Here is a 20,520-nt window from a genome sequence, read left to right as displayed (position 1 = left end):
TAGGAATATAGACCGTTCTTGAAAAATGAATAGCTTATATAGTGCCCCACAACGAATATCCCCCTTCTAGGTTAATAAAAATCAAAAAATTAGCGAAGCATCAACCTGAAGGGTTTGTTACCACTTATAAAATATTTTAATTATATAGTAGTATATTTTATTGATAACTCCCCCAATATACAGACATCCTTAGGCGAACAATAGAGTGAAAATTGTTGAAAACTTCACAATATACTCGATAACTTATTGATTTGATTGTTTCTCCCCAAAGATTTTATTTTTAATGGAAATTCCTGTAGGTGTAGCTGCAATACCACCTAAACCTGTCTCTCTTAATTCGCGAGGCATCTGTCTTCCAACTCTATACATGGCTTCAATCACTTCGTCAGCATTGATGAGATTGTTTACGCCGGCTAATGCGATGTCCGCTGCTGCTAAAGCATTTGCCGTTCCAATGGCGTTTCTCTTTACACAAGGAATTTCTACCAAACCAGCGACCGGATCACAAACTAAACCGAGTAAATTTTGTAATGCAATCGAAAAAGCTTCAGAAGATTGCTGTGGCGTTCCACCCGCAGCTTCTACCGCAGCTGCAGCCGCCATCGCTGAGGCACTTCCTACTTCAGCTTGACATCCTCCATACGCTCCTGAAATACAAGCGTTGTTTGCGACTATCGTTCCAAATAACGCTGAAGTGAATAGAAAATGAATCATATCTTCATGACTTAACTGCAACGTATCTTTAATACTAAATAGGACTCCCGGAATCGTCCCACTCGCACCTGCTGTTGGAGTTGCACAAATAGCTCCTAATGCAGCATTTACTTCATTAACACCGATAGCACTTTGAATCCCTAACACCATCAAATCTCCAGAAAGAGTTTTCCTATTTTCTCGATAGTTTTTAATTTTTACAGCATCCCCTCCGGTCAAACCTGTTGGAGAAAATACACCGTCGCCCTCGATACTTTTATTTATTGCATGTTGCATAGTCGCTAAATTTCGTTCCATTTTACTCCATACTTCTTCATAAGAAGTTTTAGTTTGTTTGATTTCCTGTTCGATTGCTAATTCATAAATTTGCTTTTGGCTTTTATTAGCTGCATCCACAATTTCTTTTATGGCCATATGCATATTTTTCACTCCTTAATGTGACTAAAGAATAATAAGATTAGCTATATTGCTTAAATCTCCTAATTCCTTCTGAGCATTACCTGGCAATATCGAATCCAAAGCGAATGCATATAAATATTTTGTTTTATCTTCCAAACTATGAAAGTTGTTAATTTCCACATCATATTGTTTAAAGATCCTGCGTAAAACAAATTCAAAGTCAGCTCTTTCTGAAATCGCAATAACAACTGGCAATGGCCCCTGCAGATTTAAGCTAAATCCATCAATTTCAACATTTTTGACTTCAATCAACCCACCACCGACCGAAATACCCATTACTCTAATACTTCGACTTTCATCCTCTGCATATACATCTGCCGTATTTGGATGACCAGCAGGACTATTACCCAATTGTTCAATAAAGGTAATGTCAATTCCCTTAGACTCTGCTATTTTAATAGCATCTGGCACTTTGCTGTCATCAGCAGCTAAGCCTAATATACCAGCAATAATTGCAAAATCAGTTCCGTGACCTTTATGGGTTTCAGCAAATGATTCATAATACTTTACCACAACTTTTTTGGGAAGACCTTGAAATAATTTATTAGCAACTGTTCCAATAGCCAAAGCACCTGCAGTATGTGAACTTGAAGGGCCTATCATTATGGGCCCAATCACATCAAAACAACTTTTGTATTTAACAATCTTTTTTTCTTTAATAGATGCTACATTCATGTTCATATAAGCACCCCCATAATTTATTATTTTTAGCTGTAGTTGAATCTAAGTTATTAGAATGATCGATTCAAAACAAGTTTTGTTTGATAACGCTTTCTTTATTGAGTTGAATAAACTTCCCTTCTAATCCGCTATCCTCCGTATAGTAATCATATCAGTATGTCCAATTTTAAAAAATTACTGGCAAGTTGTTTAGAATTTTTAATCCAAAACGAGGTTTGATATTTTCTCTAGAGGTAATAAATTGTGTCTCGACGCCCTCATTATAACTTGTATATTTATAAGTTTAATCTTTTTTTATTTTTAGAAAGATTGAATAGACAGAATTTTGAATAGGTAATAAATTATACTTAGTATGTAGCAATTGTGTCCTTTGTTTGAAGCTGTATTAGTTAGTAAAAAAGCAAAAATAACACAGAGTTCCTTTCATAAACACATTGATTATATTGAAAAATCATTATAAAGATACTTATATTGTCTTTTGTTTGAACATCTTGTTTTGAACGGGAAACCTGTTGCAATAAATAATTCATTCAGATGAAAAGGAATACATTAATAAAATTTAAAAACGTTTTAGTATATTAATTATACATTTTGTATAAATATTAATTATCAAAAAAAACTAACTTCTTATTAGGATCTTAACATAAAGGATACATTCCAAATAACAATGGAGATTCTGCTTTATCAATTTCTTTATACGTCATATTTCCCTCTTTACCTGCAACAGCAACTTGTACTTTTTCATTTGTTTTCACATCTTCTGCACCTATTGCACCACCCGCCAATAATCCTGTACTTAACAGACTATCGTGAACAAAAGTTAGAGAGTTATAGAACAAAATATAATGTGTATGTACATACATTTCTTTTAAAAGAAGTTTTGTAGTATGCAACTGAATTAAAAAAATATAGATTTTTATGACTCTTTTTAGGGGATATAGCAAAGTGAGATCTTTTATATGCACATTGCTATACCGAACTAGATTTCAGCATAGTATTTTTTTGCAACACATTGATTTTTTACCAAACACGTATAAAAACCAACAATATGAAAATAAACGACTGGCTAAAATTTTACTTTCAATAAAATAAAAAAGAACCTGCAAATTTGCAGATTCTCCTGATAATGATTTATATGAGTAAGACTCGAAAATATAATACAATGATTCAAAAATAAGTTCAAGTAAATTCAAAGAACCGGCTAGAGTTCGAGTTCTTTCAGAAATGATGATGTTTTCTAGGCTTCGCAAAGTGAGAAAATACAAGAATATAATACATAGAGATTTAGAGAATTTCAATACTTAAATTAGAGGTTATTTTAATGTGATGTAACATCAGCATTTTGAAGGAATAGCAATGAATACCTTATACATCCCCAGTCTACATAACGCTTTATTATCAGTAGAAAGAAAAAGGAAAATCCCTACTTCCACAATAAATCCGCCTTGCTACTCTATTCATTTTTTGATACATTCCTATCCACCGTTTTAAGGTTCTCTTTTGTACTGTGTTAGCCAAAAAATTGTATAAATCATAATTCGTTTTTCTTCCACCTGTTTCACCCTTTCTACACCCTAGTTTTACAAAATAAGAAGTCATCAAAACTTATATTTATTACTTTCTGTTATCTCCTCTCTCTTGTTCTATGCATAGTCTATCTAAATTTTTATTAGCTACTAAAAAAAGAATTTACAGGACGATTAAAAAAAGCCAAGTGCATTGCACTCGGCTTTATGGTCGATTAAACAATTTTACTTCAGACGTATTAAACTGATGTAGATAGTCTTTAGTAGAAGTATAACCTGAATTCATGAGTGTTTTCTTTTCTTCTTCTGTGATATCAAAATTAAACGACGACGTAAAGAATGTATTAATAAATACAGTGCGGGCAGCATCTTCTTTGGTGGTTTTTCCGCTCTCATGACCTTTGATCATGGTTTGAGACAAATTCCATGCAAAATGAATAAGAGAATGGCCAATATGATGTTCTGTTGAGGTTGCGATATGTTTTAACATGGCAACCTCCGCCTGAGATTCTAAACGGAAACCAAGTGTTTCTTTGTTGTAGACAATTTCATCTGTAGGATCAAAGAAAGATGCATTGTATTTCGTGTGTAAGCTTCTTAGTGTAGAATGATCCTCTATATTGCTTATCAGTTTATTAACCTCGTCAATCGTATCTGTGGTCGTGAAGTGTTCTTCTTTATTCACAAAACTTTTCCGATCAAATAAACGAATTGGGTAGTTATCGAGTACACCTCCGTCTACATAATAATCTTTATCCCATTCCACAGATTTAAAAAAGAATGGGATGGACATCGAAATCCGCACAGCAACTACTAACGGGACATCAGGTGTCGTTTCGCGAGAAAACGTACGAAGCTGGTGTGTAGAAACGTTCGTTCCTTGGAAAAACACGTCTTTTCCTGTTTTGTCATACAACTGCTGAAAAGTTGTGTCCTTACTCCCTGTCCACTTTTCAACGATCTTTCCTACCCACTCAGTGAAGAAATCCCCTTTATAGATACCAAAACCATCAAAAAACAAACGAATGTTATCTTGTACAATCGAAAAATCATCATCTTTAAACGCTTTGAAATTCATGTCTTTGTGGATTTTTACAAGATCTGCGAATGGAATGGAAAGACCTAAAAGTAATGCAGTAATCGCTCCTGCTGAAGTCCCTCCAAATCGTTGTATTTCTGGTAAAATCCCTTCTTCATTTAGTGCACGGATGGCACCTATATAAGCGCTTCCCTTTACCCCGCCACCTTCAAATACTAAGTTACGAAATGGATATGCCATTATATACCTCCAATAAAGAAATTTTCGATCTGTTATAGTATCGGAAGTATATTGAAATATATTCCAAATGGTATTAAGAAAGTTTCATGTCCTCCGATACGTATGGCCGAATTATCTTTATTCAATGGATGAATTGTTTGAAAGAGAAGAAATTTGCTTGGAATGGTAATTTAGTAGGATAGGAAACAGGAAACGGAGTGCATCTTTGGATGCACTGAATAATATCCCCTTTTGAAATCGTATATAACGTAACTTCTTTTCCGATGTCCAAGTAAAATCACGAGTAAGAAATCAAGGAATAATCTACATTTCATAAATCCCGCACTCTCTTTAACATACAATTCAGTGAAATAATTTGTTTCAAATACGTAGAAATATGGTTTAACCAGCAATCAATGATCAGGTCTTCTTACCCTAAGTAAACCTAAATCTATTTGTCTCCATACAGAAAGGAATAAATAGTTTTGTTCCTATTCATGAAATAGTACAATATATGCAAAATTACATATCTAATTAATTGCTTTTAATGTTATATTTTAATAGCGATGAATGCTATTATTTCATAAGTTGTCAACAAGCGTTATGTATGTATGAGAAAAAGGAAGGAGCCAAATAGGCCCCTTCCTTTTTCTACTAATTAACTAAATTACTCTCTGGTAAAAATTTAAATAGTAATGCTCATTTACAGGCGTCTGATTATGCATTAAACATGCTAACTTTGCTTGCTGTCGGAAAAATTAAAGACGATAGTCAAATATGTCCTTTCATTACTTTATATTGAAATAAATAATGATTCAAAGTTATTTTGTGAAAATTATACAAAAAGTACTAATTCGTCGTTTACCTAACAATAGATAATATAGATAAAGAAAAAATACTAGAGGATATCACAGTGTAGTAGTCTCTAGTATCTTTTCATAGTATTTTAGCGGCTATACAATACGGAGGGATAAAAAAAGGACCTCTTACGGAAAGATAAGAGGTCATCAAAAAGATAAAAATGTTGTATTTGAAACACGCGAGTTTCTAATTCACATCATAACACAATATATTAATATATTCAATATATACATTAAAGATAAGTAATGTATGTTCAAAAAACACATGGAATATTAATTTGTAACAGTATATATTTTCCTCTTTTATTCTATTTCTTCTACAATGCCGTGATTGTAACAAATATCCCTCTTTCTTTTTTGGATGATTACGAATAAAAATACTACATGTTTTCTGTCTCACTTGGAATAAAGCATCATGGTAAAAATACAATGCTGACAAGTAAAATACTTAATACAATCAACCCTATCCCTAACATCATCCATTCACCCTTTTTAGAATTTTAAAATTTAGCCCTTCACTTTCATATACTTCTCTTTTACATGAGCCAGTAAGTCCCTCAGCTTATTCTCTGCAGGGTGTTCTTGATTTTCTAGAACTTCTCTGCCATAGGATGAAAAGTTTTGTGAGCATGCACTAGTTGTTACTTTCAATTTCGCGTATGAGAATGTATGCTCATTTTCTTTACCAATGTTTTCAGTAGTGCTTCCATTTGAACCAACGCGTATACAGCTTTCGTCAAGTTTAGTACGCTTACCTTCCTTGTTAACTGTGTAATATGTGTCATTGACTTCTCCATATTTCATATTAACTGTTGATGTCACTGCGTTCCCGTCTGTAGAAAAAGTAACGACACGAAACTCATCTTCTTCTGGCAACAACTCAGCTCCTGGAACATTATATAGAACCAAAAGGTCTCCTTCGTATGCTTCTGGAATGAGATAAATGGTATCTGTAGTATCTTTTCCGAATCGGACACAACCGCTTAAAAGAATCATAATAAAGATTCCGCAATACATGATAACTTTTCTCATAGAGTCTCTCCCGTTATGTATAAGAATGGTATAGTATGTATTATATAATGCAATATATTTCCTTGGATAGAATAAGTTTCTAGTATGAAATCGGTTTTACTATTGTCATATAAATGATTTATGTCAATGGTTGATTGGCACGAAGAGAAATGGAGTGAATTAATGAGCAGACGTTTTGCATTAACATATGAAAATAAGATTTTGAGAAAGATAATGATTACCGTAAGTATTGTCATACTCGTTTTCATTACAACAGGGTGTGATTCGGTCCAAAATAATCCAAAGGATGTAACGGACATTCCGCTAAACAGCAAACTAGATTCCCTTATTTCAGAAAGTATCATTGCCTGGGATCAAGACAAATTAAATCATACAGAAAAACAATTTGAGACGCGTATAATCTATGGAACTGAAATGAAGGATGAAAAAATGTATGTCTACCTCCATTCCCTCATGCAAGGATATAACCGCGAAACACAGACAGTTCCTCAAGCAGGACATTTACTTCCAATCCGTGTGACAGTCATAAAAAATGGAAATGATTACATCATTGAAGATTACGGTGAACCAGGAGATAGTGCTGAAAATGAACCTACTTTGCGCAACATTTTCCCGAAAAAGCATGCGGATGTCGCACCTGCTAAGACATTTTGAATAATCTTTGCAGCTGCTACATCAACGGGTAATTTACTGTATTTCCAATCTAGAGAATCAATTGTCCAATCCCATACTTTTAAAACTAGTGCAATAGATCTTTTTAATTACATACTTAATTTATTTTTTAATGTCCAATATTTTTCTCCATTAGCTTCAAAAGAGAATTCTACCCATCCATTTGGATCTTCACGATAAATAAAGATGGTTGTTCCAGGAGTTACTGTACCAACTTTATTTTCCTCGACAGCTACATCTGGTCTACTTTTAATTTTCAAATTAAATGGATAAGGTACCTGGTAGTAAGTAGCTGATGATACAACATTTGTGCTTGAACCGTCTGCATACATTTTATACGGAATTTCATTTGATAACGCTTCGACATCTAATGTTTCAGGATTCTTTGATAATTTTTTTGCATATGTATAGTCTTCTACACGAAACGGTTTAATACGTTCCATAATGCCTGCAATTTTCTTAGCCCAGCCTTTATCTGATGCATATTTCACATTCATACCAGTTAATGTTGGCCCGTTATAATATATACCATTTTCTTCCAAATATCTTTCTCGTACATAATTAGCATTATAAGCAATGCTATCGCCGTAGCTTGGTAAATATTTCGCATATTTAAACGGATCTCCATCATATGCACGTAGACCGAATAAATTATGTTTTTGATATGCGATTTCTGATTTTCCGTATCCAGATTCTAAAATCGCATGCGCCGCTAAATAATGAGCACTCACGCCATATTGATTTTGCGCATTGATAAAATCTTGTCCATGTCCAACTAAGGGACTATCTGAATGATATTTTGCAATAAAACTATCAATCTCTTGAGCTGTAATTTTCGAAGCCACTGTTAAATTTAAATCTTCATATGAGGTAGCAGTAATAACCTCTTTTTCATCGTTTAAATTTTGTTGTAACATATCTGTTTTTGCAGTAAGTTGAGCAGCTTCAGCACGTGTTATAAATCTATTTGGTTGCCAACCGTTCTCGGTACCATTAGAAATTTTTAAATCTATTAAAATATTGGCATGTTTTTCTCCCCAATGCCCTTTTAAATCTTCAAATCTAACCTGCTCGTTATGATTTGCTGTGCTTTGTAGTTTATATGCATTTACTAGCATGGTAGCCATAGCAGCACGAGTTACTTTTCCGGATGGATTAAAGATTCCATTACCTTCACCTTTAACAATACCAGCTTTTTCAGCAGCAGCAATATAAGGAGTAGCCCAGTGATTTTGTGAATCTGTAAAAGATGGTTTTGCATTAGGATCAATTTGTATACCTAAAACTTTTGTCATAATCTTTGTAGCCGAAGCTCTGTCTAAGGAGTCATTTGAACCAAAAGTTCCATCTGGATAACCATTTAATACCTGTTTATCAACTAAATAGTTAACGGATTTATCAGCCCATGTAGGAACATCAGGGAATTTATGAGTATCTGCTAAAATATTAGAAGAATAGGATAATATAGCTCCTGCAAGGATACCTGTTGCAATTAATTTGTGCTTCATTAAAATAAACACCTCTACCATTGTATTTATCAAATTGAAATTTTCTATTTTTATATTTACATGTTTGTAATAATAATAAAATCGTATTATCACGCATTCAATTTGATGTAACGAGTATAGTTACTTATATACACAAGTGTCAATGAATTTATTTTACAAAAATGCATAATTTTTACATTATTTTGTAATTGAATTATGTATAAATTTTGTAAAGGACCTTTTGATAGATTTTACCTGAATAAATCTCTTTAGTTGTTAATTTGCCAATCTTTCTTGTTTACTATTAATTAATTAAAAAAAGAATTTTTTTGTTTAAGAGCTACTTTAAAATCTTAAGTTGATGGATGTGTGAATGTACCGCTACTAAAATTCTTGCTTTTAAATCATTATTACTGTATTATATTTACGTATCAATATAAGGATTATATTATATAAAAAGGAATCAAATCTATAAGTAAGATTTAAATCCTTTTCGAAATCAAAAAGACTTTGTCAAAATCTAATATAATTTATGCTTGTCTTTTTAATATGTATCTAGTAAAAACATATTTTTTATCCATAGAATTCTGTTTTCAATGATAGGAATTAGTGTTCTAAACAAGAAACCGTACAAAGTGATCTGAAAAACCTGAGAGATATTGTATGTAGTTTGCTCATCTCCAGGTACTACAATAAAAGAGCCTTACCTTTCTAGGCAAGACTCTACTAGTTTAGTTGTATACTATTTACATGATAACTAAGAAACAGAAAACATATAACACCAAATAACAGCACCCTATTACTCCTCCTACAGCTAATACCTGTTTAACCCAACTCTTAAATTTTTGATTACTGTAAATCGCTTGCACTCTTTCCATATTTCCTCCTATTAAGCAGAACCCTTAAAGACTCTCACCTCGCTATAGTACCATTAAAAAATGAATAATAGAGATCTAATGTATAAATATGCAATATTGCATACGAAAATGTATTGTTATAATTGTAAGCGCTTACTATAATAAGGTTATAAAGATTTATTACATCTTAATACGAAAAAGAGGAGAGAATAATATGGAAATCGCAATGGCAGTTTTAAAATTTATAGGTGGAGCAATCCCATTAATTCAAGAACTACTAAAAGCATTTATGTAAATTCACTATTTAGCAATTATTTATAAAAATTATTATACAAATGATCTGTATATCAAAAATGAATTGGTTTACAGATCATTTGCGTGATCAAGGTCCCTTTAACATGACTAAGGGGCCTTTTTAAAATTTTTAAATAATTAAGGTTACGTCACATCACCATCAAGTTAGCAAAATAAAACGAAACTTTAACTTGATGGTGATGGGGTAACAGTTGTGATTTAGAGATAAGATCAGATTATACAAAGTTTTGCACGTCAGCGATACTGAAAATAAACTTCGCCTTTAGTAGCAAGAATCCCCAATAAAGATAGTCAACTTGCCTATTTAGGAATAAGAGTGTCAATTTAAATGATGCATTCTGAAACACTACTCTTCTTCTAAAATAGCGTAATAATATTCATCCCACCATTCATTCCCATGTGGTATACACTTCCTGAAATAGCCTTCTCTTCTCATTCCAATCTTCTCCATTACTCGATATGATGGGGTATTTTGTGGTTGACATGTAGCTATAATCCTATGTAATTTCATTTCCTTAAAGCCATATTCCAATGTAGCTTGTGCTGCTTCAGAAGCATATCCTTTATTGAAATATTTAGGATTGAACACCCAACCAATCTCATATGTATGCTCACCAAAATATTTATGAAAAACTATATGACCAATCAGAATATCTTTATCAATTAATACTACAGGAAAGTTCTTAGCGTTTTCACCAATGTTTTCATTCACAAAGTTTCTTGTATTTTCTTCAGTAAAAACCCCTTCAGGTATGTATTTCATAACATTGATATCTGATGTATACTCATGAACAGCTTGCCAATCTTTGAACTCAAATTTCCGTATTAATAATCTTTCTGTTTTTATAAACATTTACTTTTCCCCCTCAAAAAATTGCAACTATATTTGAAATCCACATTTAACCCTTAAAACAAAAAGAACTTGTAGGACTCTCTACAAGTTCTTTTTAGTTTAAGGTGAATATACGAGCCAAACAAACTATCTTACAGATTGACTGTAGAAACTTTAGGGGTAATGCTTTGACAAATATATTATATAACAAATATTAACATCCATAGGATTTATTTTTGAAAATTATGTGAATTAAGAAAGGAAGTAGTTTTTTCTTAGCTATTATTATTATTAACTGACGGTATCATTATATTTCATTCTGCAACTTATTTAGAAGAGCTATGTACATTTCGAAGAAGTTCTTCAATAAGTTTTGTTTTTTCATTTACCTTTGTGGCATATGTGAAATCACCATAACAATATGGATACCTAAAATTATTTTTATTTCCACCACAAGTATACATCGCTGGATTTTGATCAACTTTCATCTTAGAAAACTTTTTGGCTGAATCCTCCGAGTGTTGTTTAACTTCTTGACTAGCAACAAAATCAATATAACCTGGCCCCATATTATAGCTTTGAATAATTGTATCCATGCTAACATCCTTGTCCGTTCCATATTTGTACATTTTAGCAAAGTGCTTTACCCCTTGTTTAATGCTCAAGCTTGTCTCTTGAATTTCATTTGGCTTTAATCCAAGTGATTCGGATGACTGCATAGGGTCGTTTCCCTCACCTCTACTCTCTTGATACATAATTCCTAATAAAATTGGTGTTTTCTCTCCTAAATTATATTTTTCTAATTCTTTTTTTAAGGTAGACTCATATTGCAATACACGTTTTTCGGTGGCTAGCGCTTTATTTTTTTGAATATTGGTTTTATGATTAAAATATAGCATTCCAAGTATTGTTCCTAAGCCTAAAATACTAATAAGGAACACTTTTATAATTTGTTTTTTACTTGTATCCTTCATATATTCCTCCTCGTATAAAAAATTTAATTTTTCAAAGGTAATTGGTTATTTACAAACTATGTAATGAACATCTATCTCCCGCCCTTTTTAGACTCAAACATCAATCCTTTAAGATTTTAAGTTTAATATAAAAATTTAAAGATAAGGTAAAGATAAGATAAAGATAAGATAAAGGGCATTTTTTATACGTACTTTAAAAGATATTGGTACAAAGGGGTATGTGGGGAAATTTGTTGATATAAATGGATTTAGTAATAATGGAAAGGTTAACGTACAAATTATTAATTATGGAGGTATCATTCCAGAAGATTTACCCTATCTTTTCAATATGCTTTATATAAAAACTACAACATAACATATAATAAAAAACGGCGAACCCTCCACCTAGGAGAATCCACCATCACAAATAACTGATTATTTCACACCTAGTTTTTTTGCTTTCTTAGGGATCCCGTCTTCCAGCACTTCCTCCCAAGCTGTTACACCTTTTTATCTAAATGATATACACGTAGGAATGCTTCTTTACGAAGATTCTTTTGTGCGATAAATTCTAACTCTTTTTCTTTACCTTCCTTATCAAAACCCGATAATGTATATTCATACTCCTTTCCCATCACTTTACCATCCATAGATTTTGAAACTCCTCCTTTTCCATCCATATTAATTTGAACGTAATATTCATCTTTACCCATACGGTTGATATCACACCCAACTAAAACACTTGCAAATACAACTTCCTTATTTTTTACGTACCTGTATATTTTTATCTTGTTACTCACTTTTACTTTTCTTTCTTAACTAACTTATTTAAGATAATCTCATATAAATTACTTAACGAATTAATGCTATTTGCGACATAAAAAAAGAGAGGCGTCTGCCCCCTCTTAGAAGTGAAATTCAACTTGCTGTTCTTTTGTAATTGTCTCATCCCCCTCAGGATTAACTGTGTCGCTAAAGAGTAACTTAGCTGATATAATCTCCTCAAGCTTACTCTTAATGAATAGACCTACGCTACCTTCTTTCTTCACCTTCCCATAGAATTTGTTAGCATTCTCATCTTTCTCCTAACTAAGATCTTTTACTTTTACTAATTTCATATGAGAAATTCCCTCCAAATGTACACACTAAGAATGAGATTTGATAGAAGATACTTGTCTACATTTTGACTTTTCCTATTAAAACTGGAATATTTGGTCGAATGTATTAAACACGCAAATAACTTGATATCGTATCTCATGATTTTAATAATGATTCTGTTTTTCATTGTAGTAAGGTTGTTTATCTCATATTGAATTACCTTTCATTTTTCTTACAAGTTCGCAATATTTTTGAAAATACAGTCTATAAAGCCGAGAATTATTATTTTTTGAGAGATAGCATTGAGGAGTTTTTCATATGCACTGTACTATACGGTACTAGATTCCCGTACAGATTTCATTTACAATTCATTGTATTTTCTTTACCATTTACCAAGTTAAAATGGAACAAATTTATTACTTAGAGTGTCTATTATGTGTATCCCTAAAAATATGAAAGGACTTATTATTCCCCAAAGTAAAGTGATGTAAAAAAGTGTGTATTGAGATACTTCATTTAAATGTTACGAGTTTAATACTTTCACAGGTAAACTATAAAAAAAGAAACACCCTAAACAGCAACTGTTCATTCATATAAACGCTTTGGTTCTGCTTAGCCTGTTAAAATTCAACTTCAGAAGTATCGGTATCCAACACCCGCTTTAATTAACATCGGTATTTAAAATACCAAAACAAAATCCATATATCGTTGAAAGAGGTTGAAAATTCATGTACGTTTTAAACAAGTTCTTTACCTACAAAAAGATTGTACCTGTCGTATTACTTTCATGTGTAACACTAATAGGGTGTTCTAATAGTAATACTCCATCTGGACCACCTAAGCAAACAAAACAAATAAAGCAAATTAAACAAGAAAATACAGGTCATGATTCTTTTGCTAAGCTTGAAAAAGAATATAATGCTAAGCTTGGTATTTATGCTCTGGATACAGGTACAAATCAAACTATTGCTTATCATTCAAATGATCGTTTTGCATTTGCCTCTACATCTAAATCATTAGCAGCGGGAGCTCTTTTACGTCAGAACTCAATAGAAGCTCTTGATGAAGGGATTACGTATACGCGTGAAGACCTTTCTAATTATAATCCAATTACAGAAAAGCATGTGTATACAGGAATGACGTTAAAAGAACTTGCAGATGCTTCTGTTCGATATAGTGACAGTACGGCACATAATTTAATTCTTAAAAAGTTAGGTGGTCCATCCGCATTTGAAAAAATCTTGAGAGAAACGGGAGATACGGTTACTAAATCTGAACGATTTGAACCTGAATTAAATGAAGTACATCCTGGAGAAACGCGCGATACCAGTACACCAGAAGCGATCGCTAAGACACTTCAATCATTTACATTAGGATCTGCACTTCCAACAGAGAAACGTGAATTATTAGTAGATTGGATGAAGAGAAATACGACTGGAGATAAGTTGATTCGTGCGGGCGTACCAAAAGGATGGGAAGTAGCTGATAAAACAGGCGCAGGATCTTATGGAACAAGGAATGATATTGCAATTATTTGGCCACCAAATAAAAAGCCAATTGTTCTTGCCATCCTTTCTAATCATGATAAAGAAGATGCAGAATATGATGATAAGCTTATTGCAGACACAACTAAAGTCGTATTAGATACTTTAAAAGTTACGAATAAAAACTAATAAATTAATAGTTTTCCGTGGTTAGGGGACATATTCTCTAATAAGAGTAACCATACATGAACGTCAAATGATGCTAAAAAAGAAAAAACACGCAGTTCCATTTGGAATTGCGTGTTTTTATTTTGCTAATTTATTTTGGATAACCGCTTGTGTCATCCAGTGCTGATTGGTTTGCACATGGTCTTTTCGAACAAATGCCCCTATGGATTTTGAAAAATCATTATAGTGAAACGCATCCGTTAATCTAAGTACATACCCCTCCTGAATCCCTCCAAAGAGTGAAGTACCGTTGTAGCACAAACGAATTACCTTTTCATTATAGGGGCCACGATATAACACTGGAACGTGTGCAAGGCCTAACTTTTTACACCATGCAACTGCTGCATCCCACGATAAACATTCATTTTTCTCATTCTATATTGAAAAGACATAAAAATAGGACGTCAGTGCTGTGTAGTGAATGCCATGACAAGCATACACATTTTCACCACATATCCTCCAGCCTTCTGGAATTCTATCCCCCCATACTTCCTTGTAACGTTTTTACCCATGTTCTCGATGGGTTATGACCACTTGATAACGACCTTGCATGAATAGCCTCTTTATAAAGAGATGTATTTTCACCATCTAACTTTTCTAGTACGACCACTTCTTGAGTTTCAAATCCGTCCATATTTTGTAGAACATGGTCATCACTTGTTACCCCTATCGACCAAGGAACATGCAATGTTCGTGGATATTTTACAAGCATTTTTTCACCTCTCTACTTCGCAAATGCATCTGCATCTCGAAAAAAATATACATACCTCTTTATGATAGTCTTCTATAAGTTTATTGATACAAAATAAGCAAGCGGTGGATTCAGCAACGGGATGTTCTTCATGACAAATTGAACACCACACCCATGCGTCTCCTCCTGTTTCACCATTACAGTTTGCTGTAAGTCCCGCTTTACTTGTTCGTTCATAGTTTCTTATAGTTCGAATAAGACGATGTACAATCCGCTCTGGTTTTATGTAATCTATTAGCTTGAATCGTTACTTAAATATAAAGGGTGTCTCGGTAACACATCCTTTTTTCCTAAGGCAGTGTAAATGGTAACCTCTGAATAACTCATGAATATCTTTATACCGATTGTGATATTTATAATTTTCTCCCCAAGCAGCAATCAACATATTTTCCATTAATTTTTTTCTTTTCAATATTTCATCTAACTTCGTACGATTAATTACTTCCTGTAGTAGCCTTTCTACTGTATCTATTTTTATCTCATTTGGTTTTCTCAATATTCTTTACTTCTATTTTTTGATTGTTATAACTGGCACTTTCTTGGTATCAGAAATTTCACTGTAACCATAATAAAGTAGAAAAAACAATAAAATAATTGTCCAAATAAATATAAACACTTTATAACTATACTTCATATGAAAAACCTCATTTTCCCTATATAAGTGAATGTACATACACCTTATAAATCCTATTACATAAATTATTGGATATTGCAGTAGTAGAGAATCATTAAGTATTAGAAATTGTTATTCATAAACATATCCAAGAAATCTTCAAAAAATATCATCTAGACATTTTAACATTTCATAAAAATGCACAGATAATATTTTTACGTTTAGCTAAGTAATGCTTATTATGTAATAAATCCTTATCTCCATTTCACCTTAATGTTTATATGTACAAGAGTCTGTGTAGCAACTAGGCTGTACTTTAAATATGTACTAAATTGTGTGTGGGAAAGGAAGCACATTTTATTTAAAGTTGTTACTTTGAACCCTTTAATTAGTTGGTAGTCTTCTTCATTCAGACAGAAAGGAAATTTAAAGTGTGCACGTATTTTCAACTCAGACTCTTTACTACACACACTCCTATACACATAAAACGTCTATACCTTTCGTAACATTAAAGAAACAAAAGGAAATGATATAGAAATAATTATAATATTTCGTAACAACCTTGTAACACAAATGTAACACAATGCATTTAATCGTACAATACTTTTTTAGCTAATTATCAACAAAGCATTGTTAATATCGTTCAAATTTAATAATGTTCCCATAAAGTAATACATATTGTTTGTGAAGTGTTTTTTCAAAATATAACGAAACCTACCATGACGGAGGAATGTTAATTCAATTTAAGAATAAATGGATTGATACCTTTCTAGCTTTTGTATCCCAATCATAGTATAGAGAGGATTATAGTTATCCAATAAATGTATGTGAACATATACAAGCTAAGCCTTCTAAATAATTACTGTAACTAAAAAAACAAGTAATTATACTTGTTTTTTTAGTTTACTTTACTTTCCAATATCGCAACAGTTTTATGTGCTCTCTTTTCCTGTCTACATTATTGGATGCATATCTTACTAAAGATAGCTTCTTTTTTTATGATTCTATTGAAGTAATTAATTGCTGACGTTCTTTATCTCTATAAATTTTCATTTCATGTTTAAACTCGTAATTTCCTACTTCAAATCTAGCCCATTCCTTACTTGTCCAATATACTACATCTACATTTTCTCTTAAGATTGCAAAACACACATCCACTAATTCATCTTCGTAAAATGGAGCTTCTTTTGCTAATTCAAAAGCAAGCACTTTTGGATCCTTAGTTTTAATTTGAAGTTCCCTAGAGGTTTGCCCTAAATACTGCCATGGCGATGGTATTGATTGAACTTGGGCATCTCCCCTATCTTGAAACTGTGATGGAGAATAATTTGTTGAAGCAAATGTAGGTTTACTTACTCCTATTGCTGTTCCTAAAACAATAGAACCAATAATAAGTTTTTTAATCATTTTTTCAGCCCCTTTAATAATTTTGGATATGCTTCATTTTTATACCACGTTCACAGTCATGTAAATGAAGATAATTTGACAGAATTCTGCGTTTTCCTCGAAAAATGTATATTAATTACACACCTTAAATTTACTAAAAACAAAATTGTTGGTTAAGGTAAATTTTTTTGTCGTAAGTATACACTTTTTGTATAAAAATTAGTTTTTTAAATATTTGCATACTTATTGATAAAGCTTCCTGCCATACCTTATTCGAAGCCAATTTACCTCTACCTACTCACTTCGCATTCCTTGAAGAAGGAATCTTCTTGACTAAAACGTATAAAAAAGTTGGGGATTTCCCCAACTTTTTTATACGTTTATTGTCTTATTAATCCTGTAGATGTAACCCCATATGTTCTTTTCTTTCCGATATATTCCTGTTTTCCATTCTCAAGGTTAGTTAAAGTCGCGCGTGTTTTTTCCTTTGCTGCTTCCCCTCCTATATGAGTAAATTCTATATAATCTCCCTCTTTTACAGGTACTGTTTGGGTTTCAGCATTTTGTTGTCTATTTCCCATAATTTCCTTATTGTACATAACGCTACCAGATGAGTTCTGGACTTTAATACTTGCATATGTGCTATTGAAATAAGAATGCGGTACACCAGTTTCTAATATTCGCTTTAAAACTTAGATATATTTAATATTTTTTTCACTACTATTATTAATCAAATTATAGTATTTTGTATTAAAATCTTATGATTTAGGACTAAATAACTTAATTGATCACACTATTTGACTCATAATTGTTTACCAGCAAATAAACTATTTTGTCTAATTGACAAAATAGTTTATTTGCTGGTACCTTATCATTAGCTAGAAAGACCCTACTAAAAAAACGTAGACTCCTTTAGGTATCTAAACATTACATATATTTCAAACGTAAATTCCTCTATCGTTAACACCTGCCCAATTCCAGCGTTGTTTACAAGGATATCAAATGTAGTATCACCTATATATTTTTGAAGAGATTGATCCATCATTGAATACAATTTATTAATACCATTAAAAGTACTTAAGTCTGCACGAATCGCAAATGCGGAACCACCATCTTTTTTAATTTTATCCACTACACTTTCTGCTTCTTCTTTTCTTTTACTATAGTGAACAACGACTAACGCACCAGCCTGTGCCAAATGTAAGGCAATACTTCGACCTATCCCTCTACTAGCCCCTGTTACTAATGCAATTTTCCCCTTCAATTTATTCATCTCATCATCCCCTTGTTTAAAAAAATCTACTTAGTTATATCACAAGATACCCTTTGAAATGTTGCTCACTAATTTGATATCCATAAAACCAAAAGGCCCACTCATAATTATAAGAGTCGGCCTTTTCACTTCACATATTCATTAGCTTTACATACAGCATCCCTAACTGTTATGTACTTTGTACTAAGTATAATAAAGACTCTAAATGGTATTATAGGTAAAGCCAACTTAAACTAAAGTTAATTCATATACATTTTGCTTAGAGTCTCTGCCTTTAAACAGTTCGTTTAGGATTCTATGCATATATTCAATAAAATTTCAGCAATGCCTGTATTTTTCATCTTTCATATTTTTCTTTGTTAGCTATGAGTATACTTAAAAAACTAAAAACTATTTGATAATCTTTTAGAATCTAACTTTCTTTTAATACTATTTGCTATTTCTTCAATATTTTCATTTAGAAAGAAATGATTACCTTCAAAAGAATGAAAAGTACACGTTTTACTTGTGTATCGTTCCCATTTTATTACTTGATCATATGTAGTAAATTCATCATTTTCCCCATTAAATATAAGAAAATCAATATCACATGGTTGTGTATTTTTCTCATGGATATACGTCTCAACGATTTTAAAATCTGCTCTTAGAATAGGGAGAAAAATCTCCATTAATTCTTCTGATTGCAGTACCCCAGATGGTGTACCTCCCATTGCAATAACTTCTCTTTTAAATTGCTCATTAGAAAGATTATGTCGGATATTTTTTATTTTACTATTTGGATGATTTCTACCGGACAAAACAAGAAATTCAGGCGATACGTTTTTAGAATCTTTTATTTTTCTGGCTACTTCATAGGCGATCAAACTTCCCATGCTATGCCCGAATAGAATGTAGGGCGAATCATCTATCTGCATAACTATTTTATTGTAGACATCATTTACTGCCTCTTCCATACTTTGGTACAAGTTTTCTTCAATTCTATATCCTCTACCAGCTAACTCTATCGGGACTACCTCAATATATGGATTAAAGTGATTTTTCCATTTTGCGTAACTAAACGCAGATCCCCCAGCATGTGGAAAGCAAAAAAGTTTAGTCTTCTGCATTGATTTTCTCCTTACTTTCAAATTTGTATATATTTTGGAAAATTGCATAAATGTCTTTAATTATTATCTCTTGCGGAAATTCATCCCTTGTTGCACAAGCAGATAACTTATAATTTGGATCAATGTTATATTGTTTAAAGTAAAAGTTTTTAGGTATATTCTTGTATAAAATTAAAGCTCGTGATTCTTTTTTTATAGAGAATGAATTTAATGGGGTATAAAGCCCTTTTCCAATCGTTTTTATATAGCTTTCTTTTAATGTCCATAAATCATAAAAATAATTAATTTGTTCATCAGAATTCATATTAGATATATCATAAAATTCATCCGCTGAAAAAAATTCTTTTGCTAATTTAAGAGCCTCTATCTCTGAAACCTTTTCTATATCAATACCCACATTAAAATTAGCAGTAGTACAAACCACCCATTCTCCTGAATGTGACAGATTAAAATGAAAGTCAGAAAAATTTTCAACAAAAGGTTTTCCATACTCATTATATTTAAATCTAATTTCTTCATTATTAATTTTATACTTTTGGCAGATTAGAGATCGGATTAGTAAATCCCCTATCAGTGTCCTATTAATGTCGCATGAATTTAATAAACGCTTCATTCGTTCTTTCTTCTCATTTGAAACTAAGTTACTAAGTTGCTTAAACAAATGACTTTCAATATTCTTTGGTATTTTCACAGCTTGAATTTGTATGATAAATCACTTCCCTTTTTTAAGAATTACTTCATATATGAACGTTACATAAATTCAAATTCACATTACTAAAGTGCATATACAATAGGAAAGGTGCATATTTACATATCAATGAAAATATGCACCTTTCCTCAGTAATATCATCAGGCATTCGCTTCTATTACAAAGATTTCTATGTCTCTACCAATTACTTTTTACATTATCCCCTTAAAAAGTAATGCTCTTAATA

General features: G+C 32.1%; 13 protein-coding genes and 8 pseudogenes. 5 read left to right on the top strand and 16 right to left on the bottom strand.

All coding sequences use genetic code 11. The annotated features are described in order from the left end of the window. Window positions 1-243 precede the first annotated feature (243 nt). The 4 genes from sdaAA to ACTFRY_RS16270 form a co-directional block, all read right to left on the bottom strand. Window positions 244-1,134: an L-serine ammonia-lyase, iron-sulfur-dependent, subunit alpha gene (gene sdaAA, locus ACTFRY_RS16285; RefSeq protein ID WP_061663513.1), complete on the bottom strand. Its 891-nt coding sequence runs from the start codon at window positions 1,132-1,134 to the stop codon at window positions 244-246. A 21-nt stretch (window positions 1,135-1,155) separates the two neighbouring features. Then, entirely contained in the window at window positions 1,156-1,854 is a 699-nt protein-coding gene (locus tag ACTFRY_RS16280) for a serine dehydratase beta chain (protein ID WP_001056999.1), read from the bottom strand. Window positions 1,855-3,585: 1,731 nt separating this feature from the next. Continuing rightward, window positions 3,586-4,659: a patatin-like phospholipase family protein gene (locus ACTFRY_RS16275; protein ID WP_000331137.1), complete on the bottom strand. Its 1,074-nt coding sequence runs from the start codon at window positions 4,657-4,659 to the stop codon at window positions 3,586-3,588. A gap of 1,346 nt (window positions 4,660-6,005) precedes the next feature. Continuing rightward, complete coding sequence (locus ACTFRY_RS16270; protein ID WP_098616551.1) at window positions 6,006-6,530, bottom strand: DUF6843 domain-containing protein; 525 nt, start codon at window positions 6,528-6,530, stop codon at window positions 6,006-6,008. Window positions 6,531-6,692: 162 nt separating this feature from the next. On the opposite strand from ACTFRY_RS16270, the pseudogene ACTFRY_RS16265 reads away from it, so the two are divergent. Further along, a pseudogene (locus ACTFRY_RS16265) lies at window positions 6,693-7,166 on the top strand (peptidase M56); the annotation flags it as partial. On the opposite strand, the pseudogene ACTFRY_RS16260 reads toward ACTFRY_RS16265, so the two are convergent. Together ACTFRY_RS16260 and ACTFRY_RS16255 are read right to left on the bottom strand one after the other, a co-directional pair. Next, window positions 7,154-7,267: pseudogene (locus ACTFRY_RS16260) on the bottom strand (polysaccharide deacetylase); the annotation flags it as partial. The pseudogenes ACTFRY_RS16265 and ACTFRY_RS16260 overlap by 13 nt on opposite strands. 24 nt (window positions 7,268-7,291) lie before the next feature. Next, on the bottom strand, window positions 7,292-8,710 hold the full coding sequence (locus ACTFRY_RS16255) for an S-layer homology domain-containing protein (RefSeq protein ID WP_061663294.1): 1,419 nt from the start codon (window positions 8,708-8,710) through the stop codon (window positions 7,292-7,294). A gap of 945 nt (window positions 8,711-9,655) precedes the next feature. Between ACTFRY_RS16255 and ACTFRY_RS16250 the strand changes: the two genes are divergently transcribed. Further along, complete coding sequence (locus tag ACTFRY_RS16250; protein ID WP_001987408.1) at window positions 9,656-9,841, top strand: hypothetical protein; 186 nt, start codon at window positions 9,656-9,658, stop codon at window positions 9,839-9,841. Window positions 9,842-10,207: 366 nt separating this feature from the next. Here ACTFRY_RS16250 and ACTFRY_RS16245 read toward each other — a convergent pair whose 3' ends face one another. Beyond that, window positions 10,208-10,714: a GNAT family N-acetyltransferase gene (locus tag ACTFRY_RS16245; protein WP_000470144.1), complete on the bottom strand. Its 507-nt coding sequence runs from the start codon at window positions 10,712-10,714 to the stop codon at window positions 10,208-10,210. 305 nt (window positions 10,715-11,019) lie between these two features. Next, window positions 11,020-11,667, bottom strand: a complete 648-nt coding sequence (locus ACTFRY_RS16240) for a lysozyme family protein (RefSeq protein ID WP_098616550.1) — start codon at window positions 11,665-11,667, stop codon at window positions 11,020-11,022. A gap of 214 nt (window positions 11,668-11,881) precedes the next feature. Here ACTFRY_RS16240 and ACTFRY_RS16235 point away from each other — a divergent pair. Then, window positions 11,882-12,004, top strand: a pseudogene (locus ACTFRY_RS16235) (histidine kinase); the annotation flags it as partial. Between the two features lie 77 nt (window positions 12,005-12,081). Here the strand turns inward: ACTFRY_RS16235 and ACTFRY_RS16230 are convergent. Next, a pseudogene (locus ACTFRY_RS16230) lies at window positions 12,082-12,434 on the bottom strand (YxeA family protein). 1,038 nt (window positions 12,435-13,472) lie between these two features. Between ACTFRY_RS16230 and blaIII the strand changes: the two are divergent. Then, entirely contained in the window at window positions 13,473-14,417 is a 945-nt protein-coding gene (gene blaIII, locus ACTFRY_RS16225) for a class A beta-lactamase BlaIII (RefSeq protein ID WP_000289423.1), read from the top strand. Between the two features lie 117 nt (window positions 14,418-14,534). Here the strand turns inward: blaIII and ACTFRY_RS16220 are convergent. Beyond that, a pseudogene (locus tag ACTFRY_RS16220) lies at window positions 14,535-15,168 on the bottom strand (RNA ligase family protein). Window positions 15,169-15,240: 72 nt separating this feature from the next. Continuing rightward, window positions 15,241-15,384 (bottom strand): hypothetical protein, encoded by a 144-nt coding sequence (locus ACTFRY_RS16215; protein WP_153580215.1) that lies wholly within the window; start codon window positions 15,382-15,384, stop codon window positions 15,241-15,243. 1,142 nt (window positions 15,385-16,526) lie between these two features. Between ACTFRY_RS16215 and ACTFRY_RS16210 the strand changes: the two are divergent. After that, a pseudogene (locus tag ACTFRY_RS16210) lies at window positions 16,527-16,613 on the top strand (DUF2278 family protein); the annotation flags it as partial. A gap of 203 nt (window positions 16,614-16,816) precedes the next feature. On the opposite strand, the gene ACTFRY_RS16205 reads toward ACTFRY_RS16210, so the two are convergent. The 5 genes and pseudogenes from ACTFRY_RS16205 to ACTFRY_RS16185 all read right to left on the bottom strand — a co-directional run bounded on the left by ACTFRY_RS16205 (window position 16,817) and on the right by ACTFRY_RS16185 (window position 20,276). Continuing rightward, window positions 16,817-17,227, bottom strand: coding sequence for a hypothetical protein (locus ACTFRY_RS16205; RefSeq protein ID WP_086392422.1), 411 nt, complete (start codon window positions 17,225-17,227; stop codon window positions 16,817-16,819). 359 nt (window positions 17,228-17,586) lie between these two features. Then, window positions 17,587-17,895, bottom strand: a pseudogene (locus tag ACTFRY_RS16200) (putative mucin/carbohydrate-binding domain-containing protein); the annotation flags it as partial. A 242-nt stretch (window positions 17,896-18,137) separates the two neighbouring features. Then, window positions 18,138-18,479: pseudogene (locus ACTFRY_RS16195) on the bottom strand (SDR family NAD(P)-dependent oxidoreductase); the annotation flags it as partial. Between the two features lie 383 nt (window positions 18,480-18,862). Next, window positions 18,863-19,585, bottom strand: coding sequence for a thioesterase II family protein (locus ACTFRY_RS16190; RefSeq protein WP_098605350.1), 723 nt, complete (start codon window positions 19,583-19,585; stop codon window positions 18,863-18,865). Further along, complete coding sequence (locus ACTFRY_RS16185; RefSeq protein ID WP_098616549.1) at window positions 19,572-20,276, bottom strand: 4'-phosphopantetheinyl transferase family protein; 705 nt, start codon at window positions 20,274-20,276, stop codon at window positions 19,572-19,574. Before ACTFRY_RS16185 ends, ACTFRY_RS16190 begins: the two co-directional genes overlap by 14 nt. Window positions 20,277-20,520 lie beyond the last annotated feature (244 nt).

It is taken from the genome of Bacillus cereus group sp. MYBK195-1, from assembly GCF_051916605.1.
Classification (GTDB): domain Bacteria; phylum Bacillota; class Bacilli; order Bacillales; family Bacillaceae_G; genus Bacillus_A; species Bacillus_A cereus.
This window is presented reverse-complemented; position numbering and strand designations above follow the sequence as displayed.